General features: G+C 38.0%; 25 protein-coding genes, 1 tRNA gene, 1 pseudogene and 1 riboswitch. Of the genes and pseudogenes, 6 read left to right on the plus strand and 21 right to left on the minus strand.

Translation table 11 applies throughout. From position 1 onward, the window contains the following. Nucleotides 1-3 precede the first annotated feature (3 nt). The 7 genes and pseudogenes from NMM19_RS05005 to NMM19_RS05035 all read right to left on the minus strand — a co-directional run bounded on the left by NMM19_RS05005 (nt 4) and on the right by NMM19_RS05035 (nt 5,469). Nucleotides 4-762: an alpha/beta fold hydrolase gene (locus NMM19_RS05005; protein WP_178895085.1), complete on the minus strand. Its 759-nt coding sequence runs from the start codon at nt 760-762 to the stop codon at nt 4-6. A gap of 48 nt (nt 763-810) precedes the next feature. Beyond that, nucleotides 811-2,085, minus strand: coding sequence for a DUF2130 domain-containing protein (locus tag NMM19_RS05010; RefSeq protein WP_254730223.1), 1,275 nt, complete (start codon nt 2,083-2,085; stop codon nt 811-813). 80 nt (nt 2,086-2,165) lie between these two features. Continuing rightward, nucleotides 2,166-2,963, minus strand: coding sequence for a formate/nitrite transporter family protein (locus tag NMM19_RS05015; RefSeq protein ID WP_254730226.1), 798 nt, complete (start codon nt 2,961-2,963; stop codon nt 2,166-2,168). A gap of 257 nt (nt 2,964-3,220) precedes the next feature. Continuing rightward, a pseudogene (locus NMM19_RS05020) lies at nt 3,221-3,694 on the minus strand (formate/nitrite transporter family protein); the annotation flags it as partial. Nucleotides 3,695-3,711: 17 nt separating this feature from the next. Then, nucleotides 3,712-4,359 carry a hypothetical protein gene (locus NMM19_RS05025; RefSeq protein WP_178895088.1) on the minus strand — a complete coding sequence of 216 codons (648 nt, stop codon included), beginning with the start codon at nt 4,357-4,359 and terminating at the stop codon, nt 3,712-3,714. 66 nt (nt 4,360-4,425) lie between these two features. Then, nucleotides 4,426-4,899 (minus strand): hypothetical protein, encoded by a 474-nt coding sequence (locus NMM19_RS05030; protein WP_148131272.1) that lies wholly within the window; start codon nt 4,897-4,899, stop codon nt 4,426-4,428. Between the two features lie 60 nt (nt 4,900-4,959). Then, a complete protein-coding gene (locus tag NMM19_RS05035) occupies nt 4,960-5,469 on the minus strand; it encodes a QueT transporter family protein (protein ID WP_004252705.1) in 510 nt (169 codons plus the stop codon). Beyond that, nucleotides 5,467-5,564, minus strand: a riboswitch (PreQ1 riboswitch). Its footprint overlaps the gene before it by 3 nt. Before the next feature lie 28 nt (nt 5,565-5,592). Between NMM19_RS05035 and NMM19_RS05040 the strand changes: the two genes are divergently transcribed. From NMM19_RS05040 to NMM19_RS05050, 3 genes are all read left to right on the plus strand, one after another. Then, a complete protein-coding gene (locus tag NMM19_RS05040; protein WP_178895089.1) occupies nt 5,593-6,027 on the plus strand; it encodes a GtrA family protein in 435 nt (144 codons plus the stop codon). An 81-nt stretch (nt 6,028-6,108) separates the two neighbouring features. Next, nucleotides 6,109-6,486, plus strand: coding sequence for a large conductance mechanosensitive channel protein MscL (gene mscL / locus NMM19_RS05045; protein ID WP_178895090.1), 378 nt, complete (start codon nt 6,109-6,111; stop codon nt 6,484-6,486). 104 nt (nt 6,487-6,590) lie between these two features. After that, a tRNA-Arg gene (locus NMM19_RS05050) sits at nt 6,591-6,662 on the plus strand. A 40-nt stretch (nt 6,663-6,702) separates the two neighbouring features. Here NMM19_RS05050 and NMM19_RS05055 read toward each other — a convergent pair. Further along, nucleotides 6,703-8,610, minus strand: a complete 1,908-nt coding sequence (locus NMM19_RS05055) for an ABC-F family ATP-binding cassette domain-containing protein (protein WP_178895091.1) — start codon at nt 8,608-8,610, stop codon at nt 6,703-6,705. A 151-nt stretch (nt 8,611-8,761) separates the two neighbouring features. Here NMM19_RS05055 and NMM19_RS05060 point away from each other — a divergent pair, with 151 nt between their 5' ends. Then, entirely contained in the window at nt 8,762-10,480 is a 1,719-nt protein-coding gene (locus NMM19_RS05060) for a phospho-sugar mutase (RefSeq protein WP_178895092.1), read from the plus strand. A gap of 111 nt (nt 10,481-10,591) precedes the next feature. Further along, on the plus strand, nt 10,592-10,939 hold the full coding sequence (locus NMM19_RS05065; protein ID WP_178895093.1) for a PedC/BrcD family bacteriocin maturation disulfide isomerase: 348 nt from the start codon (nt 10,592-10,594) through the stop codon (nt 10,937-10,939). A gap of 35 nt (nt 10,940-10,974) precedes the next feature. On the opposite strand, the gene NMM19_RS05070 is transcribed toward NMM19_RS05065, so the two are convergent. The 4 genes from NMM19_RS05070 to mutY form a co-directional block, all read right to left on the minus strand. After that, entirely contained in the window at nt 10,975-11,784 is an 810-nt protein-coding gene (locus NMM19_RS05070) for an MBL fold metallo-hydrolase (protein WP_178895094.1), read from the minus strand. After that, nucleotides 11,777-13,135, minus strand: a complete 1,359-nt coding sequence (gene vicK / locus NMM19_RS05075; protein WP_178895095.1) for a cell wall metabolism sensor histidine kinase VicK — start codon at nt 13,133-13,135, stop codon at nt 11,777-11,779. Before vicK ends, NMM19_RS05070 begins: the two co-directional genes overlap by 8 nt. Then, nucleotides 13,128-13,832, minus strand: coding sequence for a response regulator YycF (gene yycF, locus NMM19_RS05080; RefSeq protein WP_178895096.1), 705 nt, complete (start codon nt 13,830-13,832; stop codon nt 13,128-13,130). Before yycF ends, vicK begins: the two co-directional genes overlap by 8 nt. A 67-nt stretch (nt 13,833-13,899) precedes the next feature. Then, complete coding sequence (gene mutY / locus NMM19_RS05085; RefSeq protein WP_178895097.1) at nt 13,900-15,057, minus strand: A/G-specific adenine glycosylase; 1,158 nt, start codon at nt 15,055-15,057, stop codon at nt 13,900-13,902. A 170-nt stretch (nt 15,058-15,227) separates the two neighbouring features. Here mutY and NMM19_RS05090 point away from each other — a divergent pair, with 170 nt between their 5' ends. Then, nucleotides 15,228-17,507 (plus strand): Xaa-Pro dipeptidyl-peptidase, encoded by a 2,280-nt coding sequence (locus NMM19_RS05090; RefSeq protein WP_178895098.1) that lies wholly within the window; start codon nt 15,228-15,230, stop codon nt 17,505-17,507. 49 nt (nt 17,508-17,556) lie between these two features. Here NMM19_RS05090 and NMM19_RS05095 read toward each other — a convergent pair whose 3' ends face one another. The 9 genes from NMM19_RS05095 to dnaG all read right to left on the minus strand — a co-directional run bounded on the left by NMM19_RS05095 (nt 17,557) and on the right by dnaG (nt 25,197). Then, nucleotides 17,557-17,718 carry a hypothetical protein gene (locus NMM19_RS05095; RefSeq protein ID WP_006148428.1) on the minus strand — a complete coding sequence of 54 codons (162 nt, stop codon included), beginning with the start codon at nt 17,716-17,718 and terminating at the stop codon, nt 17,557-17,559. Between the two features lie 9 nt (nt 17,719-17,727). Then, nucleotides 17,728-19,038, minus strand: coding sequence for a GTPase ObgE (gene obgE / locus NMM19_RS05100; protein WP_016465925.1), 1,311 nt, complete (start codon nt 19,036-19,038; stop codon nt 17,728-17,730). A gap of 77 nt (nt 19,039-19,115) precedes the next feature. Then, on the minus strand, nt 19,116-19,250 hold the full coding sequence (locus NMM19_RS05105; RefSeq protein ID WP_045615867.1) for a DUF4044 domain-containing protein: 135 nt from the start codon (nt 19,248-19,250) through the stop codon (nt 19,116-19,118). A 29-nt stretch (nt 19,251-19,279) separates the two neighbouring features. Next, nucleotides 19,280-19,471 carry a PspC domain-containing protein gene (locus NMM19_RS05110; protein WP_052689745.1) on the minus strand — a complete coding sequence of 64 codons (192 nt, stop codon included), beginning with the start codon at nt 19,469-19,471 and terminating at the stop codon, nt 19,280-19,282. A gap of 26 nt (nt 19,472-19,497) precedes the next feature. Continuing rightward, entirely contained in the window at nt 19,498-20,814 is a 1,317-nt protein-coding gene (locus NMM19_RS05115) for a glycosyltransferase family 4 protein (protein ID WP_178895099.1), read from the minus strand. Between the two features lie 8 nt (nt 20,815-20,822). Continuing rightward, nucleotides 20,823-21,875: a glycosyltransferase family 4 protein gene (locus tag NMM19_RS05120; RefSeq protein ID WP_254730229.1), complete on the minus strand. Its 1,053-nt coding sequence runs from the start codon at nt 21,873-21,875 to the stop codon at nt 20,823-20,825. A gap of 102 nt (nt 21,876-21,977) precedes the next feature. After that, nucleotides 21,978-22,307, minus strand: coding sequence for a metal-sulfur cluster assembly factor (locus NMM19_RS05125; protein ID WP_006145447.1), 330 nt, complete (start codon nt 22,305-22,307; stop codon nt 21,978-21,980). A 17-nt stretch (nt 22,308-22,324) separates the two neighbouring features. After that, a complete protein-coding gene (gene rpoD / locus NMM19_RS05130; protein WP_178895100.1) occupies nt 22,325-23,434 on the minus strand; it encodes an RNA polymerase sigma factor RpoD in 1,110 nt (369 codons plus the stop codon). A 2-nt stretch (nt 23,435-23,436) separates the two neighbouring features. Then, nucleotides 23,437-25,197 carry a DNA primase gene (gene dnaG / locus NMM19_RS05135; protein WP_220428596.1) on the minus strand — a complete coding sequence of 587 codons (1,761 nt, stop codon included), beginning with the start codon at nt 25,195-25,197 and terminating at the stop codon, nt 23,437-23,439. Nucleotides 25,198-25,372 lie beyond the last annotated feature (175 nt).

Genomic DNA, 25,372 nt, shown 5'->3' on the forward strand with positions numbered 1-25,372 from the left:
TTATTAACTTTCTAAAAATACTAAAACTCTCTTTTGGAAATCCTTATTCTGTTCATAGAGTGCATGCCCGCACTCTGGCAAAATGGTGAGCTGGCTATCTTTGATATGCTGATGCAATACAAGTGAACCATCTACGCCAAGAACATCATCTTTTTCTGCTCCAATGATTAACGTAGGGCAGCTAATTTTTTCGAAAAAAGCTAGACTATCATGCTTCAAACAAGATACAGCCTGAATATCAATACGTTTTTTATCTTTAATGCGACCAAAGATTCCCATTATTCGATAAAGGTATTTAAATCTTCCAAAGGATTTAGTCGTGTAAGAGTGACGAGCAATATCTATCATCAGATCTTTATAAGTTCCTGTTTGACTCAGGTTCAGCCAGCAACTAATTCTCTCCCTGCCTAGATTACTTAGTTTTGCAGTGGTCACGGCTAAAATGAGCTTTTGAACCTTTTCAGGGAAATCCGCCACCAACCATTGGGCAATCATTCCACCTTGTGAAATCCCCATAACATAAGCGGTATCTAGGTTTAGTATCTCCATTGCTTCAGCAACATCTGCTGCCATATCCCGTGTAGTATAACCCTGCCTCAACTCATTGATTCGAGAAAAAACATAAATTTTGTAACGTTCGGCAAGTATACGGTATGTGATTGAAAAAGGCATAGCCATACCTTTAACCGTTTGTAGTCCATCGCCCAATCCTGGTATAATTACTAAAGGGTCCTTTCCTTTTCCAAATGTCACATAGTCCATAGTCTTTCCATTTATAGACAATGTGGCGTTCTTAGCTGAATACAAAGATTATTCTCCTTTCAACGCATCAAACTTCGCTTTCATAGTTGGATTTTTTCTTGTCAATTTTTTGACGGAAACATCATCTAATTTGTTGTTGGCGAGACGGAGTTGATTTTCTGATGTGGTCAAGAATTTCTTAACTTCTTCCATCCGTTTAATAGCCTTGTCAATTTCATCGATGGCCTTACCGAAGTTGACAGAAGCTGAATTGTAGTTCTTAGCAAAGGCTACCTTGAAAGCTTCCAAATCTTCCTCAAAATGAGTGATATCGATATTTTGCTCACGTATAAGTGCTAGTTCCTGCTTGTATTTTAGAGAATTAAGGGCAGCATTGCGCAAGAGCCCAATCAGTTGGATAAAGAACTGAGGACGCACGACGTACATTTTCTCATACTCATGACTGACATCGACAATTCCAGTATTGAAGTAATCATTGTCAGCCTCAAGCATACTTACCAAAACTGCATACTCACAGTTCTTCTCACGGCGGTCCTTGTCCAACTCTTTGTAGAAATCTGCATTCTTGTGCTTTTTCTCAGTTCCATCCGCTTCATTTTTCATCTCAAACATGATGGAAATGAATTCCAGCCCATTTTCATCAAAATCACGGAAGATGAAGTCTCCTTTAGAACCACGCGCTGAAATCTTGTTGTCCTTTTCAAAATAAGCATTTGGAAAGGCAAAACTACGAACCTTGTTAAACTCGCTCTCCGCATACTGTTCTAGACTTTCACCAATAGCTTTTGTAGATTGTTGTGCCTTAAAATTCTTGTAAAACTCAACCTGCTCATTTGCTGCCTTAAGTTGGGCTTCATAGTTTTGTTTAACAGAAGCAAGAGAAAGCTCGTTTTCTTTTTCTTGTAAAAGGAGCTGATTTTTGACCTGGTCGCGTTCTTTTTCAAGATCAGAAAGAGTTTTTTGTAGTTGGTTCTCATGCTCCAAGCGCAAGGTAGCCAATTGATTCTCAAGAGCTTGGACCTCTTTTTCTTTTTCTAACAGACTTTTGCTAGCACTTTGCTCTACTTCCTTCCTAGCCAATTCTTTTTCAGTTTCGAAATTTTGGATTTGACTTTGTAGCTGGGCAATTTCTTGGTCTTTTTGAGCGAGTTTTGCCTGTTGTTCATTCAAGGCCTTTTGCTCTACCAATGTCAATTCTTGCTTGATTCGTTCATGCAATTCCTTATCAAACTCTACAGTGCGAACTTGAGAAATCAGTTCTGCATATTGACTTTCATTAACTGTAAAAACTTCGCCACAATTTGGACATTTAATTTCGTTCATGATTTTCCTCTAAATTTAACATTACTACTTTCATTATAGCATGGAAAAACAAAAAGAAAAAGTTGGAATCAATCCAACTTTTAATCTACGTATGTATCTTCGTTTTTGTTTAAGAAGGCGTAAGGCAATCCCATCAGTAGACCACCGCCGATAAAGTTACCGATGAAGGTTACACCCCAGTGACGAAGAATATTTCCGATACCAAAGTTTGCGATCGAATCAGCAGCAACACTGAATTTCACAATAGCAAATGAAGCAAAGTTTGCGGCGATGTGTTCGTTTGTTAAGAATACAAACATGTAAATGGCTGAAAGAACCAACCAAAGTTTAGCTCCACCATCTTTAACCAAAACAAATGATAGAATTGCGATATTTACAAAGATATTCGCTAAAATACCTTCTAGCAATACTAATTCATTTGAACGTGCTAGTTTCATTTCTACAACACCAGAAATGAAACTGTCGTGAGTGAGATTTGCATAGGCTGCTGAATGAGCGAATCCCCAACCGGCAATAAGGGCACCGATTAAGTTAAAGAAAGTACAATATAGAAGAATTTCTACTGTTTTTCTCCAGCTAATTTTTTTCAAAAAGCTACCAGCTGTAAGGAACATCATGTTTGATGTTACCAACTCAGCATTCAAGAAGACAATGTAAGCCAATCCCCAAGCGAAAACAAATGGGAAAAGGAATCGTCCGCTACCTGGTGCAATCTTATTAATCAAATCTGCACCAACTGCTCCTGCTGCTGTACTGAAGGTAAGGAATGCACCTGCAAACATTGAACGGATAGCATACTTGAATTTGCTATTTGAATAAAGACTTTCTTTCTTTTTACAAGCAAATTCAATTTTTGAGATAAATTCTGATGAAACCATATAAACTCCTAAAACTTTATTTGTGAATATTATAACATAAAACCGATACAATGGGAAGACTTTCCTAAATCAATTCCTAATATTTTTTAAAAACATCGGAATCGTTTACATCCTTGTAGTATTAAGTTTTTAACCTTTAAATTTTTGTAAAATAATTCCTGAACTTCTAGCTTTATTTCTAATATTTAATATATTTTTTAAAAAAAGAAAAATAAAAAGAGAGAAACCAAGTGAATCTCTCTACTTCTATTAAAATTTTAATCTACATAAGTATCTTCGTTTTTATTTAAAAAAGCATATGGTAAACCGATTAAAAGTCCACCACCTATTAAGTTAGCAACAAAGGTGACCCCCCAATGACGGAGAATATTTGCGATTTCAAAGTGCTGAACTTCATTAGCAACAATGCTGAATTTAACAATACTAAATGAAGCAAAATTTGCAGCAATATGTTCGTTTGATAAAAATACAAACATCGAAATTGCTGACAAAATAATCCAAAGTTTTGCAGACGCATCCTTGACTAAGATTGAAGACAGAATGGCGATATTAACAAACACATTGGCAAGGATACCTTCAAGTAAAACTAATTCACTTGGACGCGCTAATTTCTTAGCTACTAGTTTTGGTAAATAACTATCGTGAGTCAGATGTGAAAATGCTGACGAATTCGCAAAGAACCATCCAGAAATCAAAGCACCTAGAAGGTTAAATAGAGTGCAGTTAAGTAAAAATAAATTTTTGTTCTTTACATTTGATTGTTTTTAGTACTAACAAAATCTTCAATTTCTTCTGCAGTCAACCCTACCAGCTCTGAAACCCACAAGCCGACAATATCTGATAAAACAGAATCGCAGACATATTCATTCTCACCATGACCATATTTACAAGTAAATAGTGGAGTTCTTATCGCTGATTGATAAAAATTGAACGCTAACTCTTGCAGTTTCTCTGGCTGAAATTCAAGTCCCAACTCTTGTGCGAGTCCGGCTCTCACTTTATCCCACAATTCACCTTTTGACTGGTAGTTTTCTCGTGCTTTGTAAATAAATCCCTGACAGAATTTTAACAACAAATCCTTGTTTTGATAGAGCAACCGACAGGAAAAGTCTGAGATAGAACCAGCATGAAGTAAGAAAGTAAGCAATTCATCAAGGCTTTCGGCTACCCGACCAACTTGGCCTTCACTCCCTATAAAACCTATACTCTGATCCTCAAGAATTACATATTCTCCCCCACTACCGTCTTTAGCAAAGGCTATGGGCGAAAGAGAATAAACTTCATTGTTCTTAGAAAATTCAACCTCTTTCAACTGGTCATAAAAGAGAATATCGCATTCTTGCATCAATAAAATTCTTAGTTGTTTATCTTCTCTTATTACTTGTAGTTGATTCATATTAGCTACTCTCCTGGCTTTGACAATTGTCACAAGTGACAACAATTCAATTTTAGCAATCGACTCTTAATAATAATAATAGATTTTAATATGGCACTTCTTGGCCACATTGGCAAGATTTTTCAATAACTCCTCGTTTCTTTTGCTTTTTCCAAAATGAAAAGTAAAAGATTTTCCATCTTTCCTTGTAAAGTACAGATGATACCTGTCCCCATTCATTCTTCTCCCTCGAACGTAATCAATATCAATCTGTCTAATTTCAGCTAGAGGAACAATCCTTTTTCTAAAAAGAATAATCGTGTGAATGTATAATCTTCCCTTTGCAATATGAAAAGGATCCAACATACTCCCACCACTTTTTAAAGATGTCTTAACTCTTTGGAAAAAAAGATAGAAATAAAATAGTGCTAAAAAAATTAACAAAAATCTAATGACCTGATTTTTCCAAAGGACTTCAAAAACTGAAATACGATAACCATACATATTAAAATAATCCCTTTTTTCTTTATTATACCACTTTTGTTGAGCTTCTAGGTTCATGGACAAAGAAAAAAACTGAACAAAGTTCAGCCCTTTTCAATAATATTTCATGTGATATCTTTATCTAGTCAAATCAATACGTTGACCAATTTTACCAATGATAATGGCACCGACAATTAGTGAAGCGAATTCTCCGATACCAGTAGTGAACCAGGTAAAGAAGAAAGGTGCTTCTGCTACGATGTTTAATTCAGCAGCAATGGTGATCATTGAAATTGAAAATAGAATTGAAAAGAAGAAATGATCTTTACGAATCAATCCATTAAAAAGATAGTCTTTACTATATTTACTGAACAACCAAACTCCTAAGCTAAGGAAGACAAGAGTTGAGCCTCCACCTACAGCGACATCAATGAGTCCAAAACTGAAGAAATTAGCAATCATACATCCAAGAGTAACCCCGATAATGTACTTAGGATTGTAAAAAGCTAAGAAGTTCATCATTTCAGATATACGGAACTGATAGGCGCCATAACTGATGGCATTCAGTGGTGGTGTGATTGTCAACACCACATAAATAGCTGCGACAATGGCAATATCTGCCAAATCACGGACAGTAAGTTTTTTCATATTTTCTCCTTTAGCGGCTCTCCCGCGTCTAATATGCTTGGTGAAAGAAGCTAAGCACCAAGGGTTGAGCAAGTCAACTTTATTAGTATAGCACATTTAAATGCTTTATGCTATACTAATCTTATGAAAAGATACATTAAAAAATTCTTCGATAATGAAATTTTGTCTTATTTGTTTTTCGGCGTTGCTACTACTATTGTTTCTGTAGGAACTCGCATGATTATTTTTTACTTGACACAGCAAGAATTAACCGCTACTGCTTTAGGAAATATAACAGGTATTCTATTCGCTTTCTTCACGAATGACACCATTGTTTTTAAACAAAAACGAGCAAATTGGTTTAGACGACTTATCAAATTCTCAGGAGCTAGACTTTTTACCTTCTTACTTGATATGGCATTAACCTTTATTTTTGTTACCAAGTTTCCTCATATAATTGGTCAATTTGTAGGTGATGATATTAATATAATTAATACGATTGAAATAGGGTTTGCTCAAGTTACAATTGTTGTTTTAAATTACCTATTTAGCAAGCTTTTTGTTTTTAAAAATAAATGAGCACTTTTCTTGCATTCAATATAGATTTACGATATAATTTTGTCTGTAAAAATTTGATAAAATTTTGAAAGGAAAAAGATTATGTTAAAGGATCTTAAGGATTTCTTGCTCCGCGGTAACGTCGTAGACCTTGCTGTCGGTGTGATCATCGCTACTGCTTTTGGTGCTATCGTAACTTCATTCGTTAACGATATCATCACTCCACTACTATTGAACCCAGCTTTGAAAGCTGCGAAAGTTGACCGCATTGCTGAACTTTCATGGAACGGTGTTGCTTACGGTAACTTCTTGAGCGCTATCATCAACTTCGTAGTAGTTGGTACTGTTCTTTTCTTTGTAGTTAAAGGAATTGAGAAAGCTCAAAACCTTCGTAAGAAAGAAGAAGTTGAAGCAGCTCCAGCTGGTCCAACTGAATTGGAAGTTCTTCAAGAAATCAAAGCACTTCTTGAAAAAAACTAAAAATGTAAAAGGGTTTAGATATTGCTAAAGCCTTTTTCTTATTCTTTTTATATTTATATTAGTCTTGAGTAAAAGTCCTATTTTTGATATAATGATGAGAGTTTCCACCCTTAGTGTAATGGATATCACGTAAGATTCCGGTTCTTGAGATGGGGGTTCGATTCCCTCAGGGTGGATATATGTAAACAAAAAAAGCAACAAACTTGTTGCTTTTTTCTATTTTAAAACTTTCTCCGACAACTCTTCCCACTCCAGCATAGATTCCTCCTGTCGCTGGCTAATCTTATCCAGTTCTGCTTGTAATTGCATGAGTTCATCCGCATCATTGGTGGTATGCATTTGTTCAGAGATTGATTGAGCTTGAGTTTCCAGTTCTTCGATTTCTGTCTCAAGACTTTCAATTTGTCTCATTAACTTACGAAGTTCTTTTTGACTTTCTTTTTGTGCTTGGTAATCATTAACTGGAGTTTCTTCATTTTTATTGCTATCAACTAACATTGCCACTACTTTGCTAGCTTCTATCTCTGCTTTCTTTTCGACATAATAGTCATAATCACCAAGATAGAGGGTTGAGCCATTTTCAGATAATTCTAGAACATGAGTGGCTACTCGGTTGATAAAATAACGGTCATGGCTGACAAAAAGTAAAGTACCATCAAAGTCAATCAAAGCATTTTCCAAGACTTCCTTACTATCGATGTCCAAGTGGTTTGTCGGCTCGTCGAGAATCAAGAAGTTATTGTTTTCCATAGAAAGTTTGGCTAAGAGCAAGCGAGCTTTTTCTCCACCTGAAAGCATACCAACTGATTTCTTAACATCATCCCCCGAGAAAAGAAATGCACCTAAGCGATTACGGATTTCTACTTCTGGCGTCAATCTAAAGTCATTCCAAAGTTCGTCTAAAACAGTATTGCTTGGTGTTAACTTACTTTGAGTTTGGTCATAGTAACCAACTTCAACATTGGCACCGAAACGCTTCTCACCCTTAATGAAGGGAATCTGATCAACAATAGACTTGATAAAGGTAGTCTTACCAATACCATTAGGACCGACAATCGCTACTGCATTCATCTTACGAAGGTCTAGATTGATGGGCTCTGACAATACTTCACCATCATAGCCAATAGAAGCATTCTCGACTGTCAAAACAACATTCCCGGATGTTTTATCAGAATGAAATGTCATATTGGCTGATTTAGTACCAACTTCAGGCTTATCCAAACGCTCCATCTTTTCTAGTTGTTTCTGTCGGGATTGGGCACGCTTTGTTGTTGAGGCTCGAACGAGATTCCGATTGACGAAGTCTTCTAAAGCAGCAATTTCCTTCTGTTGCTTTTCGTAGTTTTTTGCCTCCGTTGCAAGTTTCTGCTCCTTCTGTTCCACAAAGCTTGAGTAGTTTCCTACGTATCTATCTAAAGAATGTTTGGTTAAGTCGAGCGTTATGGTTGCTATCTTATCGAGGAAATAACGGTCGTGACTAACAATTAACAAGGCACCACTGTAATTAACCAGATAGTTTTCTAACCAGGCGATGGTTTCAATATCCAAGTGGTTAGTCGGCTCGTCCAAAACCAAGAGATTTGGTTTTTCAAGGAGCATTTTTGCAAGTGCTAATCTAGTATTTTGACCTCCAGAGAGCTCTGCAATCTTCATCTGCAACATAGACTCATCGAACTTGAAGCCGTTGAGGATAGCCCTAATATCCGCTTCGTAAGTAAAGCCTCCTGCCTGACGGAATTCTTCTGATAGACGGTCATAATCCTGCATGAGTTTTTCTAAGTCAGCCCCAGTTTTTTCCCCCATCGCAAGCTCCATCTGCCGCAAAGTTTTCTCGGTCTTTCTGAGATCGTCAAAGACATGGAGCATCTCATCGTAGATAGTATTGGACGACTCAAATCGACTATCCTGTGCTAAGTAAGAAAGGGAAATATCTTTTTTCTTATTAATCTCTCCAGAGGTTGGTTCTTCTTCTCCGACTAATATCTTTAATAGTGTAGACTTACCCGCTCCATTTTTCCCAACAAGACCGATACGATCTCTTTCATCTACTTGGAGGTTAATATTCTCAAAAAGAACCTCTCCAGCAAAAGAGCGTTCGATTTTATTTGCTTGTAAAATAATCATACAGTTAGTATAGCATGTTTCTTTAAGCCGTTCAAGGGTTGTTCTTAAGCTACATTTTACAACTTATCAGAAACTCATGCTAACGTTTTACTAAAACTTCATTTCATGGTATAATGAAGCCGATTAGAATATATAATAAAGGAGATTTCCTATGACTTATCAAGAAAATTACCAAAAATGGGTAAATTTTGCAGAACTTCCTGACTACCTTCGTCAAGATTTAGAAAATATGGATGAAAAAACAAAGGAAGACGCCTTCTATACTAATCTTGAATTTGGTACAGCTGGTATGCGCGGATTGATTGGTGCAGGTACAAACCGTATTAACATCTATGTTGTCCGTCAAGCAACTGAAGGTTTGGCTCGTTTGATTGAGTCAAAAGGGGGAAATGAAAAAGAACGTGGTGTAGCCATTGCTTACGATAGCCGTCACTTCTCTCCAGAATTTGCCTTTGAGTCTGCAGCAGTTCTTGCTAAACACAGTATTAAATCCTATGTCTTTGAAAGTCTTCGTCCAACTCCAGAACTTTCATTTGCTGTTCGTCACCTCAACTGTTTTGCAGGAATCATGATTACAGCTAGTCACAACCCAGCTCCATTTAATGGATACAAGGTTTATGGTGAAGATGGTGGTCAAATGCCTCCGCATGATGCAGATGCTTTGACAACTTATATTCGTGCTATCGAAAACCCATTTGCTGTTGAAGTTGCTGATGTAGAAGCTGAAAAAGCTTCTGGTTTGATTGAAGTTATTGGCGAAGCAGTCGATACCGAATACCTCAAAGAAGTTAAAGATGTAAACATCAACCCAGCCTTGATTGAAGAATTTGGTAAAGACATGAAGATTGTCTACACACCACTTCACGGTACTGGTGAAATGTTGGCTCGCCGTGCACTTGCACAAGCAGGATTTGACTCTGTACAAGTCGTGGAAGCTCAAGCAACACCAGATCCAGACTTCTCTACTGTGAAATCTCCAAACCCAGAAAATCAAGCAGCCTTTGCTCTTGCTGAAGAACTTGGTCGCCAAGTAGGTGCTGATGTTCTTGTCGCAACTGACCCTGACGCTGACCGCGTTGGTGTCGAAGTTCTTCAAAAAGATGGTAGCTACCTCAACCTATCAGGGAACCAAATCGGTGCTATCATGGCTAAATACATCTTGGAAGCCCACAAAAATGCTGGAACCCTTCCAGAAAATGCTGCCCTCTGCAAATCAATCGTATCAACTGACTTGGTTACTAAGATTGCTGAAAGCTACGGCGCAACTATGTTCAACGTCTTAACTGGTTTCAAATTTATTGCTGAAAAGATTCAAGAATTCGAAGACAAACACAATCACACCTACATGATGGGATTTGAAGAAAGCTTCGGTTACTTGATTAAACCATTCGTACGTGATAAAGATGCTATCCAAGCTGTCCTTGTTGTTGCAGAACTTGCTGCTTACTACCGTTCACGTGGGTTGACTCTTGCTGACGGTATCGAAGAAATCTACAAAGAATACGGCTACTATGCTGAAAAGACTATTTCTGTTACCCTTTCAGGTGTTGATGGAGCTGAGCAAATCAAAGCAATTATGGCGAAATTCCGTGAAAATGGTCCAAAAGAATGGAACGCAACAGAAATCACAGTCGTAGAAGACTTCAAAGCACAAACATCCACTGCCGCTGATGGTACTGTAACAGCCTTGACTACTCCTCCAAGTGATGTCTTGAAATACACTCTTGCAGATGGTTCATGGATCGCAGTTCGCCCTTCTGGTACTGAACCAAAAATCAAGTTCTACATTGCAGTTGTTGGTGAAAGCAACGAAGATTCACAAGCTAAGATTGCTAACATCGAAGCGGAAATCAATGCTTTTGTTAAATAAGAAATTATAAAAGATGAGATCAACCAATCTCATCTTTTTTTCGTATCAAATCTAAGCATTTTTAGAAACTTTATGGCATACTAAACTTATCAATGAAAGCGAGGTAATCTCATGGAACAATTTTTAGAAAATATCAAAGACCTTGAAGTCACTACAGTTGCGCGTGCGCAAGACGCTCTTGATAAAAAAGAAACTGCAACCTTCTTTATTGGCCGTAAAACTTGCCCTTACTGCCGTAAATTTGCTGGCACATTAGCAAGTGTGGTGGCTGAAACCAAAGCTCACATCTACTTCATTAACAGCGAAGAACCAAGTCAACTAGATGCATTGCAAAACTTCCGCTCACGTTACGAAATCCCAACTGTACCAGGTTTTGTTCATGTTGAAAATGGAGAGATTAAGGTTCGTTGCGACTCTTCAATGTCAGCTCAAGAAATCAAAGAATTCGCTGGATTGTAAAAATATATAAAAAAGAAGGCGTCTGCCTTCTTTTTTTATATGTCTGTTAGTGGTGTTGCAGTGTCTGGAGATGTATCGTAAATTTGAAAATCTACTCCTACTCCTAGATCTGCTTGAGCTAACTGATTGACCATGGTCATGTGGGCTAGCTCCTTGATATTATTCTCTTTAGATAGATGTCCTAGGTAAATCTTCTTGGTACGATTACCTAGTGTACGAATCATGGCATCTGCACCATCTTCATTCGAGAGGTGACCAAGGTCAGACAGGATGCGTTGTTTGAGTCGCCAAGCATAAGATCCAGCTCTCAGGATTTCCACATCATGATTAGACTCAATCAAGTAACCATCTGCATTCTCGACAATGCCAGCCATACGATCACTAACATAGCCTGTATCCGTCAGCATAACAAAGCTCTTGTCATCCTTCATAAAGCGGTAGAATTGGGGAGCAACTGCATCATGGCTAACTCCAAAACTCTCAATGTCGATATCTCCAAATGTTTTAGTTTTTCCCATTTCAAAGATATGTTTTTGAGAAGAATCAACATTGCCTAGATACTTACTATTTTCCATGGCTTGCCAGGTCTTTTCATTTGCGTAAAGATCCATGCCATACTTACGTGCCAAAACACCAACACCGTGGATATGGTCAGCATGTTCATGCGTTATCAAGATAGCATCCAAATCCTCTGGTTTACGATTGATTTCACCCAACAAACTTGTGATCTTTTTACCGGATAAGCCTGCATCTACTAAAATCTTTTTCTTAGGGGTTTCTAGATAGAAGGAATTTCCACTAGAACCCGATGCTAAAATACTATATTTAAAGCCTTTTTCACTCATTCTTGTCTTCTACTTCATCCTCCCATACTTCTTCTTTCACAGCATCATTATCATAAGGAAGAACAATGGTAAAGGTTGAACCCTTGTCATATTCACTCTTGGCCCAGATAAATCCATTGTGTTGCTTGATGATTTCTTTTGCTATAGCAAGACCTAAACCAGTCCCACCTTGGGCACGACTTCTAGCCTTATCAACCCTGTAGAAACGGTCAAAAATCTTCGGTAAATCTTCTTTAGGAATTCCAAGTCCTTGATCAGAAATGGATAAAATCATCTGGTCATCAGTGGTTTTCATGCTAACCGTAATTTTCCCACCATCAGGGGAATACTTGATGGCATTGTTAAGAATATTATCGATTACCTGAGTCATCTTGTCTGTATCAATTTCAATCCAGACCGATGTAATGGGATAATCACGAACCAACTCGTATTTCTTTTCTTGATCCTGGGCTCGTATCTTATCGAAACGGTTTAGGATAAACGTAATGAAAGCTGTAAAGTTAATCAATTCAACATCTAAATGGCTAGTTGCATTATCAATACGCGAAAGATGCAAGAGGTCCGTCACCATTCGCATCATACGGTTGGTCTCATCTAAAGATACTTTGATAAAATCAGGAGCAACAGGTTCATATAATGCACCCTCATCCAAGGCCTCAAGATAAGATTTTACACTGGTCAAAGGAGTTCGCAATTCATGACTAACGTTTGAAACGAAAAGCCTTCTCTCGCGCTCTTCCTTCTCTTGTTCAGTCGTATCATGTAGGACTGCTACCAAACCGGAGATAAAACCAGATTCTCTACGAATCAAGGCAAAACGCACACGCAAACTGATATACTCTCCATTAACATTTTGGGAATAAATCATCAATTCAGGACTTTGAGTTATTAAGTCTCTAAGCTCGTACTCATCTTCAATCTTGAGCAACTCTAAAATGTTCTGATTTAATGCTTCATCACTTACGACGCCAAGTTGCCTCTTAGCCATATCGTTAATCATCGTGATTTGACCACGACGATTTGTTGCAAGAACCCCATCTGTCATATATGACAAAATACTATGCAATCTTTTACTTTCCTGCTCAAGGTTTTCCTGAGTTAGACGAATAACTTCAGACAAATCATTTAAGTTATTCGTAATGTTAGTGATTTCAGTATTCCCCTGCATATCCAGTACTTGAGAATAATCACCAGCAATTAAATCTTTAATCTTTTGATTTAACTGTTTGAGTCGGATATTATCTCTACGGCCTTCAAGCAAGAGAAAACTAACAAGCATGATAAAACCAATTAAAATGAGTACAAAGACGAAATCTCTGGTTAAAATTGTTTGTCTAATTACTTCAATCATTATTTCTCATGTAATAACCAACACCACGACGAGTTAAGATATATTCAGGTCTACTTGGTGTGTCTTCAATCTTCTCACGTAGACGTCTAATAGTGACATCGACAGTACGAACATCACCAAAATAATCATAACCCCAAACAGTCTCAAGGAGATGTTCACGAGTAATAACTTGACCTAGATGCGAAGCTAAGTGATGCAACAACTCAAACTCTCTATGAGTTAAGTCCAATTCTTCTCCATATTTTTTGGCTACATAAGCATCTGGAAGAATCTCTAAATCCCCAATTTGAAGACTTTGCAATTTAGTATCTTCCTCTTGGTTATCCACTGCTACTAACTCCGTACGACGAAGAAGTGCCTTAACACGCGCTTGTAGCTCACGGTTTGAAAATGGCTTGGTCACATAATCATCCGCGCCAAGTTCAAGACCAATAACCTTATCAAACTCACTGTCTTTTGCTGAAAGCATGATAATCGGAACACTGCTTGTCTTGCGAATTGTTTTAGCCACTTCAAGACCATCAATTTCTGGAAGCATCAAGTCCAAAATAATAATATCAGGTTTTTCAGCTTCAAACAGTTCAATCGCTTCACGTCCATTAAAGGCTGTAATAACTTCATAGCCTTCCTTGGTCATATTAAACTTAATAATATCTGAGATTGGTTTTTCATCATCTACAATCAATATTTTTTTCATATAGTCACCTTTTTCCTTATATCAATTATACCAAAAAAATGCAAAGAAGACACGAAAGACTGGTGTGTCAGCATCTTTTTGAATACTCTTGCCAAATTTTTTGTTGAGGTTTTGCTAGTGGATAGAGGTCAAACTCATCTGGAGTTAACCAAACAACTTCTTTGTCGCTATACTCTTTACTATCAACTACTTGTCCCGCTAGGATTCGTACATGCCACTTTCGATGGCTAAAGATATGCTTCACTTCTTTGAAATCACAATCCTGCCAGTCAACTTCTAAATCATAATCCTGCTCAAAACTTTCTTGAGGTGATGGACCAAGTTGCATGGATGGTTCAGCAACCTGATTAAAGAGATTTAGTTCTTCATCTTTTGAAAATTCATCTACCTCAATCAAGGGGAAATGCCAAAATCCAGCAAGTAACTTTTCACTTTCATTCTTTTCTAGTAAAAACTGTCCTCTGCCATTTTGCACAACTAAAGCATTTAAAAATATAGGAACTGGTTTTTTCTTTGGCGCTTTAATAGGATAGCGATCCATTGTTCCATTTTGATAGGCAGCACTAAAATCTTTAACTGGACTATCTTCTGGCCTCGGGTTAACGGGTGCCTCAATATCTGAACCCAAATCCATCAAAGCCTGATTGAAATCCCCTGGACGATTTGGGTCAATCAAGATTTCCATCATAGCTTGAAATATCTTGCGATTGCTTGGATTTCCAATATCATAATTGACTTCAAATAGACGAGCCAAAACACGCATGACATTCCCATCAACTGCTGGTTGTGGTAGGTTAAAGGCAATACTTGCAATAGCCCCAGCTGTATAGGGCCCTATCCCCTTCAAGCTTGAAATACCTTCGTTAGTTGAAGGAAATTCCCCATTAAACTCATTCATAATCTGCTGGGCTGCAGTTTGCATATTGCGAACACGAGAATAATAACCAAGACCTTCCCAAGCTTTTAATAAACGTTCTTCAGGTGCATTTGCTAAACTCTCTACAGTCGGAAACCATTCTAGAAACCGTTCATAATAAGGAATAACTGTATCAACTCTGGTTTGCTGCAACATGATTTCAGACACCCAGATATGATAAGGATTTTTAGTCCTTCTCCAAGGTAGGTCCCGCTTATTTTCATCATACCAAGCTAATAACTTTTTACGAAAAGAGAGAATCCTCTCCTCTTCCCACATGGACACGCCATATTTCTCCAAATCTAACATATTTCTAGTATAGCATATCCTTATAGGATACTCAAAAAATGAAAATTGTCCTTGTTTTTGTATCGACTCTCTTATCATGCCTGACTATCAGACATATCTCTACTCTTTCTGTTATTTTCTATCTTTTTTTGATATAATGAATTTTAAATGAATCTTTAAAGGAGATATCAATGCGTTTTAATCAATTTAGTTATTATCCCGTTACAAATCAACAAGCTTTACAAGAATTATCTGAGCTTGGATTCAAGCTTGATCTTTCAGCTTCACATAAAGAACAGTTTGAAGCCTTTGTTAGAACTTGTTTCTTCAATTACAAAAATACCGACTATCCACTTTCCGCTTTAGCAGTTGATAAAGAAACTGATTTACTTACTTTCTTCAATTCAGACCGTGAATTGACACCAGAAATTTTCTATACTGTAGCATTCCAGTTACTTGGATTCAGTTACTTACTAGACTTTGAAGATGGTCTTGTTTTTCACAAAGAAACGGCATTCCCAATTGTATACGGAGATCTGATTGACAACCTCTACCAACTTCTTAATACGCGCACTAAAAAGGGAAATATCTTGATTGATCAGCTAGTTAGTGATGGTTTTATTCCTGAGGACAATGACTATCATTACTTCAATGGTAAAAGTTTGGCAACTTTCTCAACTGCCAATGTCATTCGTGAGGTTGTTTATGTAGAGGCTCGTGTTGATTCTGATAGAGATGGACTTCCTGATCTCATTAAGGTGAGCATAATCCGACCAACATACAATGGGAAGATTCCAGCTGTTATGACTGCAAGTCCATACCATCAAGGAACTAATGATAAAGCAAGCGACAAAGCTCTTTACAAAATGGAAGCTGAACTAGAAGTCAAGGAACCACATGAAATTACGTTAGAAAATCCAACCCTGGACTTGGTTGAACCTATTGGGGGAGCTGAACTTGTTGCAGAAGCTGAAGAAAAACTCACTCATATCAATAGTAGCTACACACTTAACGACTACTTCCTCCCAAGAGGATTTGCCAATATCTATGTATCAGGTCTTGGTACCAAGGATTCACAAGGTCAAATGACCAACGGAGATTACCGACAAGTTGAAGCCTATAAAAATGTTATCGATTGGCTAAATGGTCGTTGTCGTGCCTTTACAGACCATAGTCGTAAACGTCAAGTCAAAGCTGACTGGTCAAATGGCAAAGTAGCAACTACAGGTCTTTCTTACTTAGGAACAATGTCTAACGGCCTTGCTACTACAGGAGTTGATGGCTTAGAAGTCATTATTGCCGAAGCAGGTATCTCATCATGGTACAACTATTATCGTGAAAATGGTCTTGTGACAAGCCCAGGCGGCTATCCTGGAGAGGACTTCGATTCATTAGATGAATTAACTTATTCTCGTAATCTCTTAGCTGGTGACTTTATTCGTGGAAACGAGGCTCATAAAGCTTCCATAGAAGAACTAAAGAAAAATCTAGACCGTAAAACTGGTGATTATAACCAATTTTGGCATGACAGAAACTACCTACTCAATGCTGAAAAAATTAAGGCTGAAGTTGTCTTTACCCACGGTTCACAAGACTGGAATGTAAAACCACTTCATGTCTATCAAATGTTCAATGCTCTTCCAAGCAATATTAAGAAACATCTCTTTTATCATAACGGTGCCCATGTTTATATGAACAACTGGCAGTCAATTGATTTCCGTGAATCCATGAATGCCCTTTTGACACAGAAATTATTGGGTCAAAACACTGACTACCAACTACCAAGAGTCGTTTGGCAAGACAATACTGCTCCTCAAACATGGCATAAACTTGATGACTTTGGAAATCAAACCAACCACAAAACTTTCACATTAGGTACTGAAGAAGCTGTCATTCAAAACCACTACCAAGATTCTGACTTCGAACGTTTTGGAAAAACCTACCAAACCTTTAATAATGAACTCTATCAAGGAAAAGTCAATCAGGTTACCATAGACCTGCAAGTGACAGAAGACCTTCATCTTAATGGGCGTGTTAAACTGAACCTTCGTCTCAAGTCAAGTACAAACAAAGGCTTACTTTCTGCTCAACTTCTCGAACTTGGTCAAAAGAAATACTTACAACCATATCCAGGAGTTTTGGCTGCTCGTACTATTGATAATGGTCGTTACCATATGCTGGAAAACCTTTGTGAACTACCATATTGTCCAAATGCCCAGCGTGTTATTACCAAAGGCTACCTCAATCTCCAAAATCGTCATGATTTATTGAAAATTGAAGAAGTTAAGCCAGATGAATGGATGGAATTCCAATTTGAACTCCAACCAACGATTTACAAACTAAAAAAAGACGATACAATCCGACTAGTTCTTTATACTACTGACTTTGAGATTACTATCCGTGACAATACAGACTATCAATTAACTGTGGACCTTTCACAATCTAGTCTAGAAATTCCTTATCAAAAATAGTCAGTAAACTATAAAACCCGTGATACGAATATCACGGGTTCTTTTATTCTTATTTTTTTTCTTCGGCTTGTTTCTTCATTCTCGCAAGTCTCAATGAACGATTTGGATTGAGGCGATTAAAAAGTTCTTCTAATTTCTTTTCATTCCAGACGTCTGCTGCAGAAACAAAATTTCCGTCAGCATCTCGGAAAGATATTGGTTTATCACCCATAGCTATCTCCTAGTCTACAAATTCAAACTCAAATTTTCCAATACGGACAAGGTCGCCGTCCTTAGCACCACGAGCACGAAGAGCTTCATCAACACCCATACCACGCAACTGACGAGCAAACTTCATGACAGACTCATCACGGTCAAAGTTAGTCATATTAAAGAGTTTCATGAGTTTTTCACCTGAAAGAACCCATGTTGCATCATCGTCACGACCAATCTCAAATGGTTTTTCTTCTTCATCGAAGCCATAGTAAGCCTCTTCTTCCATTTCTGATTCGTCGTAAATTGGAAATTCTGGCGTCTTATCAAGAAGTTCTGCCGTTGCATCTAATAGAGGTGCAAGACCTTGCTTGGTCAAACCTGAAATTGGGAAGATTGGCGGTAATTCTTCAAATTCATCATAATTAGCAGCCAATTTTTTCTTGAATTCTTCAAGGTTTTCTTGACTCTCAGGCATATCCATTTTATTGGCAACAATAATCTGTGGACGCTCCATCAGACGAAGATTGTAAGATTCAAGTTCCTTATTGATTGCTAGATAGTCCTCATAAGGATCACGTCCTTCGCTAGCTGACATATCAATGATATGCAGGATAACACGAGTACGCTCGATATGGCGCAAGAACTGAGTTCCTAGTCCAACACCTTGGCTAGCACCTTCAATCAATCCAGGAAGGTCTGCAACGGCAAAGGATTCACCGGACTGGGTACGAACCATACCAAGATTTGGAACAATTGTCGTAAAGTGGTAGGCACCAATTTTTGGCTTAGCAGAGGTAATCACGCTAAGGAGTGTTGATTTACCGACAGATGGGAAGCCAACTAGGCCAACATCCGCAAGAATTTTAAGTTCTAACTGTAATTCACGTTCCTGACCTGGTTCTCCATTTTCTGAGATTTCTGGTGCAGGATTTTTTGGTGTTGCAAAACGGATATTTCCACGTCCACCACGTCCACCATGAGCTACAATAAACTCTTGACCATTCTCAATCAAATCGGTGATGACTTTTCCAGTCTCGGCATCACGCACAGTTGTCCCTTGAGGTACACGGACAATTAAGTCTTCTGCCCCTCTACCGTGCATCCCTTTGGTCATTCCCTTCTCGCCAGATTGGGCTTTGAAATGACGATTGTAACGGAAGTCCATAAGGGTACGTAAACCTTCGTCTACAACGAAAACAACGTTACCACCACGTCCTCCATCACCGCCCCATGGTCCACCATTAGGGACGTATTTTTCACGACGAAAAGCAACCATGCCATCGCCACCATTACCAGCCTTTACTTTAATCTTGGCTGTATCTAAAAACATACTCATATTCTCTTCTCACTTCAAAAAGGGCTGGGAAATCCCAGTCACCCAACTTATTGCCAAACAATAAAATGATTAACTTTTTAGAATCTGCTAAATACACCAATAGCAGTAGCAAAGATACCTGCCAATGTTACAAATAACATTACTAATACTACAAACATTGTAAGTTTTTCAAAGAATGTTTTTTTACGTTTACCATTATCACCGAATGCCATGTTTTCTCCTTTACTATAATACTCTGTTCTTAATATTCATCTGATACAGGAGCGATTGCCCACAAGATTAAGTAAGCAATAAGTCCAGCACCATAACAGAAAGCTAAAACTCCCCAAATAACACGTACGATTGTAGGGTCGATATCAAAATAATTAGCTAAACCAGCGCATACACCACCGATTTTTTGATCTCTACCACTTCTCATAAATTTCTTTTTCATATTTTTATTTCCTTTCTTTGATTCGATTAATCATTTATATATTTTCTTAAATTTCTTAATTGTTTTCTAGATGCCTTAAGCATACGCTTCGAACCTTTAACTGGCATAGTAACAGCCTGTTGCGGGATATAGAAAACTGTCTTTAAAATACGTTTTGTAACAGGTTCGTCAGCCCCTATTTCTTTAGCAAAATTATTTGAAATAATAACGTCTAGATAAAATTCATGGACTCTTCTAGCAAAATTCTCAGCAGAAATTTCATATAATTTTTCAGCCAAGTGTTTTTCATCCATTGACGGTGTAACAAGTAAGGCTTCAAGAATCGCTCCTGCCAAGTCCCTTTCCTCATAATAAAGGGTTCCGAACATTTTATCACTGATGAGATTATCCAAATAAGGATTACCATGGGCAATAACAGGTGTCTTACTAGCTAAACTTTCTAGATAAGTTAATCCCTGAGTCTCACTTGTAGAAGCCGATATGAAGAAATCAGCTGCCTTATAAAAGAGTGCCGTCTCATTTGGCGGAATCATACCTGTAAAGATAACAGAATCTTGAATTTTTAAATCTTCTGCTTGCTCCTTAAGGTTGTCTAAATAAGGTCCATCTCCAGCTACAACCAGTTTAACATTTGGTTCTTCTTTTAGGACATCTGGTAAAGCTGCTAGAACTGCTTGAATGTTCTTCTCGTACGAAACACGAGAAAGACTTAGAAGCATCTTTTCATCTTGTTGAATCCCTAGTTTATCCCGTAAGTCACTAATGTGTTCGGGACCAATCTCAGGGCGTTCAAATTTGGCAAGTTCAATTCCAGTAGGAATGACACGCTTTTCAACTTTTACCTTATAGTCAGATAAAAGGTCGCGCACAATTTCACTTGGACAAATGACCCCATCAACGTCATGAAGAAATCCTCTCACAAGATACTTGACCATACCTGGACGAATCAACATCCCCTTAGCAATATAGTGAACATAATCCTCGTACTGGGTATGATACGTATGAATGACTGGGATTTTCAATTCTCGTGCAATCCAAATTCCCAATAAACCAAGAGAAAACTCAGTCTGGGTATGAATAATATCGAGTTTGTATTGTTTCGCAATCTCAAGAGCTTTGGTAAATCCACGGTAAGCGAAACGACGGTCTTTAAAAGCAAAGAAAGGAACACTTGGAATACGGATAATTTGCCAGTCTTCATAGCGATTAACATCCTTATCAGTTGTCGTAAAGATAAAGACTGCATGCCCTTGCTTTTCAAGCTCAGTTTTTAAGGTTCGAATACTGGTCGCAACACCCGAGACCTGTGGGAAATAAGTATCTGTAAATAATCCAATTCGCATATACTACCTCATTTTTTTCCTAAAGCTGCTTGCTCCCGATAGAATTTTAGCCAGATTTCTAAAAGATGCTCTTCTGAGTATTCTTTTGAAATAGCCTTAGCCCTCTCTTTTAATTCTTTTAGTGCTTCTGGATGCGCTCTGTATTCCAAAATGGCTTCTTTCATCTCTTCCACATCGGTGGTTGGTCTGTAATTTCCTTCTAGAATCACCTTATAAAGATCTAAGTCCCGAAGCATAATGGGAGCTTCACAACTCGCAGCTTCTAGAATAGTCATCGGAAAGAGCTCATTATAGCTAGGAAGTAAGAACAAATCTGCCAAAGCATACAGCTCTCTCATCCGTTCTGGCTCAACAATTCCAGGGAAAATCAGATTCTCTGGAGGATTATCCATGATTTTTTTATAGCGTTCATAACCATCTGTAATCCCACCAAAAGAGAAGCCTCCAGCCCAAATAAAGGTGATATCCGGTAGTTCCTCAGCAAGTGTAATGAAATCATCAATCCCTTTACGCTTTTGAACCTGCCCAGCCCCTACTACTACAAATTGATTTTCGTTCAATCCCATGTCACTTCGAAGTTTCCTTACTTCTTCTTCAGGAAGTGAATGCCATTTTTCTTTGTTAACAAAGTTAGGGATGTAGGTCACCTTTTCACGAGGAATACCAGCTGCAACCAAATCTTCGATAAAAGTAGGATTAACCACAACTAAATGTTCCATACGGTCATAAAAAGAAAATACGTAGCGCTTCACAATTCCTTTTAGAAAGAATGGAATCTTCAAACTGCCCTCCAAGGTATCAGGTAAGAAGTGGACATAACCAATTCTACGACCAGAACGCTTCTTTTGGAATGTTGACAAATAATAAGGAAGGTCGATTGTATGAAAATGAGTAACATCAGCTTCTACAGGAAGATTCTCCGTTACTATTAGTTGGTCTTTCGCATCACGTTTCAAAAGTTGCACAAGTTCACGGTAAGCTCCAGATACACCTTGTCCTGCTACCTTTTCACTTGAACTTAGCATATTGATGCGCAATTTCTCTTTTTCCATACTATCCATTATATCATTTTCTTGAAAGAAAATCAGCAAATTAAAAGAGAGATAGCATAAAAGGTAGGGAATGTCCTAACAAATATGCTATTTCTCTTTTCTTGTTTTATTCTACTTAATTCCTAAAGCGATACGTGCATAGCGACTCATTTTTTCAACCGTCCAAGCTGGATACCAAACTAATTTTACTTCAACGTTAGTAACCTCTGGCACATCTGTCATAGCATCATAGATTTGATCAGTCAAGAGGTCGGCCAAAGGACAACCCATAGTCGTCAAGGTCATATCAATCTCAGTATCACCGGTATCACCATCAAATCGAATCTCATAAATTAAACCTAAGTTGACGATATCAATTCCTAATTCTGGGTCGATAACCTCTTCTAGAGCCGTCAAAATACGAGTTTTGATGTTTTCAATTTGCTCTTCTGTGTAAGCCATATTCAGTCTCCTCTATCTTAATCCTCGATAAAGTCACGAAGCGGTTTGCTTCTACTTGGTTGACGAAGTTTTCTCAAAGCTTTTGCCTCAATCTGACGAATACGTTCACGAGTGACATTAAAGACTTTACCCACATCTTCTAGAGTACGCATTTTACCATCATCAAGACCGAAACGTAGACGAAGAACATTTTCTTCTCTATCAGTCAAGGTATCTAGAACTTCATCCAACTGCTCACGCAAGACGATACGAGTTGTATAGTCAACTGGATTTTCAATCACTTCATCTTCGATAAAGTCACCAAGGTGGCTGTCATCTTCTTCACCAATTGGTGTTTCAAGAGAAACTGGTTCTTGAGCAATTTTAAGGATTTCACGAACCTTATCAGGTGTCATATCCATACGTTCTGCAATTTGCTCAGGAGTAGGATCTTGTCCTAACTCTTGAAGAAGATTACGTTGTTCACGAACAAGCTTGTTAATTGTTTCCACCATGTGAACTGGGATACGGATGGTACGAGCTTGGTCAGCAATGGCACGGGTAATAGCCTGACGGATCCACCAAGTTGCATAAGTTGAGAATTTGAACCCTTTAGAGTAGTCAAATTTATCAACGGCTTTCATAAGCCCCATGTTACCTTCTTGGATTAAGTCAAGGAATTGCATTCCACGTCCAACATAGCGTTTCGCGATAGACACAACCAAACGAAGGTTAGCTTCTGCTAGACGTTGCTTAGCTTCAACATCACCTGCTTCAACAGCAAGAGCCAACTCTTTTTCTTCTTCGTTTGTAAGAAGAGGTACAACCCCAATTTCTTTCAAATACATGCGAACAGGATCGTTAACCTTGGCAGATGTAGAACCAATTAAATCCTCATCGCTAAGTTCGGGTTCTTCCTCAGTACTTAGAACACGTTCACTTGGGTTTCCTTCGTTATCCGTGATTGCAATACCTGCATCTTGAATACGTTGCAACAGATTTTCAATTCCTTCAACATCAAGTGCAAAAGGAATTACAAGGTCATTGTTAATTTCGTCATCTGTCGCAGTACCAGTTTTCTTATGGTTACGAATAAACTCAGCGACTTGGACATCAAAAGTTGTTACTTCTTTTTGTTTTTTTGCCATTCTTACTCCATTCTTCTTTTTTGGGCAATTAAGCGTTCAAGCTCTTCTAAAGCGGTATCAGTATCACCTACATGACTAGCTTTCTGAACCTTCTTTTTGATCTGCAAATTTTGTTGATTCAACAGAGCACGATTTCTCGACTCTTCCACTTCTTTTAACTCTTCTGGAGACATTTCAGAAGGTAAATCCAAGGCTAACACTTGGTACCAAGCATTTTCAACTTCTCTAGTCTGGTTAGCCAAATCTTCCGAAGTGATTGAGCCATTATTAATCAGCAGACCATACAAGGTCTGAAACTCTGGAGTTTCAAATACAAAATCATCTCTCAGACGATAATCATTCAACACAAGGGGATGCTCCATCATACGATAAAGAATATGTGCTTCAGCTCTCATGACTGCCGTTAATTGTTTAGAAACCGACATAGTAATTGGTGTCGGATTAACAACTTGCTTAACCTTCTCTTGTCTCTGTCTAACACGACTTTCATTAATAACGTGCTCTACTTGTTGATAATCAAAAGATGGTAAATAATCCGTCAACAAATGAATATAGGTGTTCTGGGCTGTGATAGATGGTTCTTTGACGATAAGAGGTGCAATTTTCTCGATAAAATCAATCTGTGCTTGAAGATTTTCACTATTACTAGGTTTGTAATGGTGAATGTAAAACTCAATCGGACTGATTCGAGTATTGGATAAAAGATAAGCCAAATCCTCTGGAGAATTCTTTTGTAAATACTCATCAGGGTCCATTGCATCTGGAATCTGAACAATTTGAACTGGTAAATCACCAAGTTCCTTTAGAGCTTTAGCGGTTGCTGCTTGTCCTGCCTTATCACCATCATAAGTGATAATCACTTTTTTAGTAAAGCGTTTGAGATGTTCAACGTGTTCAGCAGTCAAGGCTGTTCCCATGGAAGCTACAGCATTTTCAATACCAGCACGGTAGGCTGCAATGACATCCATAAAACCTTCCATCAGATAAATTTCAGGAGCCTTACCAGACCCTTTTTTTACCCTATCCAAATGATATAATTCGTAACTCTTATTAAAAATTGCCGTCGCTCGACTATTTTTATACTTGGCAGTTTGAGAATCCGTCTCTTGCCAAACACGACCAGAAAAAGCAATTACCTTACCTTGATCGTTAAAGAGTGGAAATATAATCCGGTTATGGAAGGTATCAAAGAATTGATTACTCTCGGAAAGATAAAACAGACCTGAATCCAGCAAGTCCTTTTCGCTATAATCATCAGCTAAACGTTGGTAGAGATAAGAACGTTCAGCAGGGGCTAAACCAATCATAAAATGCTTAATGACATCATCGGTCAAACCACGTTTATAGAGATAGTTTCTTGCTTCCTCACCCATTTTTGTTGTCATGAGAATAGCATGATAAAAGCGTGCAGCCTTATCATGCATCTCATAAAGATTTTGATGAGGGGACGTATGTTGAGCAGTATTGTGTACAGGAGTTTCAAGATGCATCCCAAGACGCTCACCTAAAATCCTTACTGCATCGGCAAAGGTTACTTGTTGATATTCTTCAATAAATTTAAAGACATCTCCAGAACGGCCACAACCAAAACAGTGGTAAAACTGCTTATCTTCAACTACGTTAAAGGAAGGGGTCTTTTCACCATGAAAAGGACAGAGCCCTAAAAAGTTCCGTCCAGATTTTTGTAAGGAAATTACTTCTCCTATGATTTCGACAATATTGGTATTGTTTTTGATTTCTTCGATGACTCTCTTGTCAACCATAGACAATACCTCCATTTTATCACAGTTTACTTTATATAGTATAGCTTATTTCTGAAAAAAAGTAAACCATTTCATACACTTTACATGAGACTATTTCATAAGTTTCCAGCTATCATGAAAAACTGAATCTTCTGAGCAAATCATTCTAATATTTGAAAGAAAAACAAAAGAAATA

The organism is Streptococcus sp. CF8_St5-17 (assembly GCF_024295665.1).
In the GTDB taxonomy this organism is placed as follows: domain Bacteria; phylum Bacillota; class Bacilli; order Lactobacillales; family Streptococcaceae; genus Streptococcus.

Coding starts and splice junctions, on each gene's coding strand:
- NMM19_RS05095 (WP_006148428.1), bottom strand. CDS start 17,718: ATGGGTGATAAACCAATATCTTTCCGAGATGCTGACGGAAATTTTGTT.
- obgE (WP_016465925.1), bottom strand. CDS start 19,038: ATGAGTATGTTTTTAGATACAGCCAAGATTAAAGTAAAGGCTGGTAAT.
- NMM19_RS05125 (WP_006145447.1), bottom strand. CDS start 22,307: ATGGCTTACACAGAAGAGCAAATTGAAAACATCAAAACTCGTATTTTG.
- NMM19_RS05115 (WP_178895099.1), bottom strand. CDS start 20,814: ATGCGAATTGGATTATTTACAGATACTTATTTCCCACAGGTCTCGGGT.
- mutY (WP_178895097.1), bottom strand. CDS start 15,057: ATGTTAGATTTGGAGAAATATGGCGTGTCCATGTGGGAAGAGGAGAGG.
- NMM19_RS05040 (WP_178895089.1), top strand. CDS start 5,593: ATGAAAAGATACATTAAAAAATTCTTCGATAATGAAATTTTGTCTTAT.
- yycF (WP_178895096.1), bottom strand. CDS start 13,832: ATGAAAAAAATATTGATTGTAGATGATGAAAAACCAATCTCAGATATT.
- NMM19_RS05010 (WP_254730223.1), bottom strand. CDS start 2,085: ATGAACGAAATTAAATGTCCAAATTGTGGCGAAGTTTTTACAGTTAAT.
- NMM19_RS05030 (WP_148131272.1), bottom strand. CDS start 4,899: ATGAACCTAGAAGCTCAACAAAAGTGGTATAATAAAGAAAAAAGGGAT.
- NMM19_RS05105 (WP_045615867.1), bottom strand. CDS start 19,250: ATGGCATTCGGTGATAATGGTAAACGTAAAAAAACATTCTTTGAAAAA.
- NMM19_RS05090 (WP_178895098.1), top strand. CDS start 15,228: ATGCGTTTTAATCAATTTAGTTATTATCCCGTTACAAATCAACAAGCT.
- NMM19_RS05025 (WP_178895088.1), bottom strand. CDS start 4,359: ATGAATCAACTACAAGTAATAAGAGAAGATAAACAACTAAGAATTTTA.
- NMM19_RS05015 (WP_254730226.1), bottom strand. CDS start 2,963: ATGGTTTCATCAGAATTTATCTCAAAAATTGAATTTGCTTGTAAAAAG.
- NMM19_RS05035 (WP_004252705.1), bottom strand. CDS start 5,469: ATGAAAAAACTTACTGTCCGTGATTTGGCAGATATTGCCATTGTCGCA.
- NMM19_RS05070 (WP_178895094.1), bottom strand. CDS start 11,784: ATGAGTGAAAAAGGCTTTAAATATAGTATTTTAGCATCGGGTTCTAGT.
- NMM19_RS05065 (WP_178895093.1), top strand. CDS start 10,592: ATGGAACAATTTTTAGAAAATATCAAAGACCTTGAAGTCACTACAGTT.
- rpoD (WP_178895100.1), bottom strand. CDS start 23,434: ATGGCAAAAAAACAAAAAGAAGTAACAACTTTTGATGTCCAAGTCGCT.
- mscL (WP_178895090.1), top strand. CDS start 6,109: ATGTTAAAGGATCTTAAGGATTTCTTGCTCCGCGGTAACGTCGTAGAC.
- NMM19_RS05120 (WP_254730229.1), bottom strand. CDS start 21,875: ATGGATAGTATGGAAAAAGAGAAATTGCGCATCAATATGCTAAGTTCA.
- NMM19_RS05055 (WP_178895091.1), bottom strand. CDS start 8,610: ATGATTATTTTACAAGCAAATAAAATCGAACGCTCTTTTGCTGGAGAG.
- NMM19_RS05060 (WP_178895092.1), top strand. CDS start 8,762: ATGACTTATCAAGAAAATTACCAAAAATGGGTAAATTTTGCAGAACTT.
- NMM19_RS05005 (WP_178895085.1), bottom strand. CDS start 762: ATGGACTATGTGACATTTGGAAAAGGAAAGGACCCTTTAGTAATTATA.
- vicK (WP_178895095.1), bottom strand. CDS start 13,135: ATGATTGAAGTAATTAGACAAACAATTTTAACCAGAGATTTCGTCTTT.
- dnaG (WP_220428596.1), bottom strand. CDS start 25,197: ATGGTTGACAAGAGAGTCATCGAAGAAATCAAAAACAATACCAATATT.
- NMM19_RS05110 (WP_052689745.1), bottom strand. CDS start 19,471: ATGAAAAAGAAATTTATGAGAAGTGGTAGAGATCAAAAAATCGGTGGT.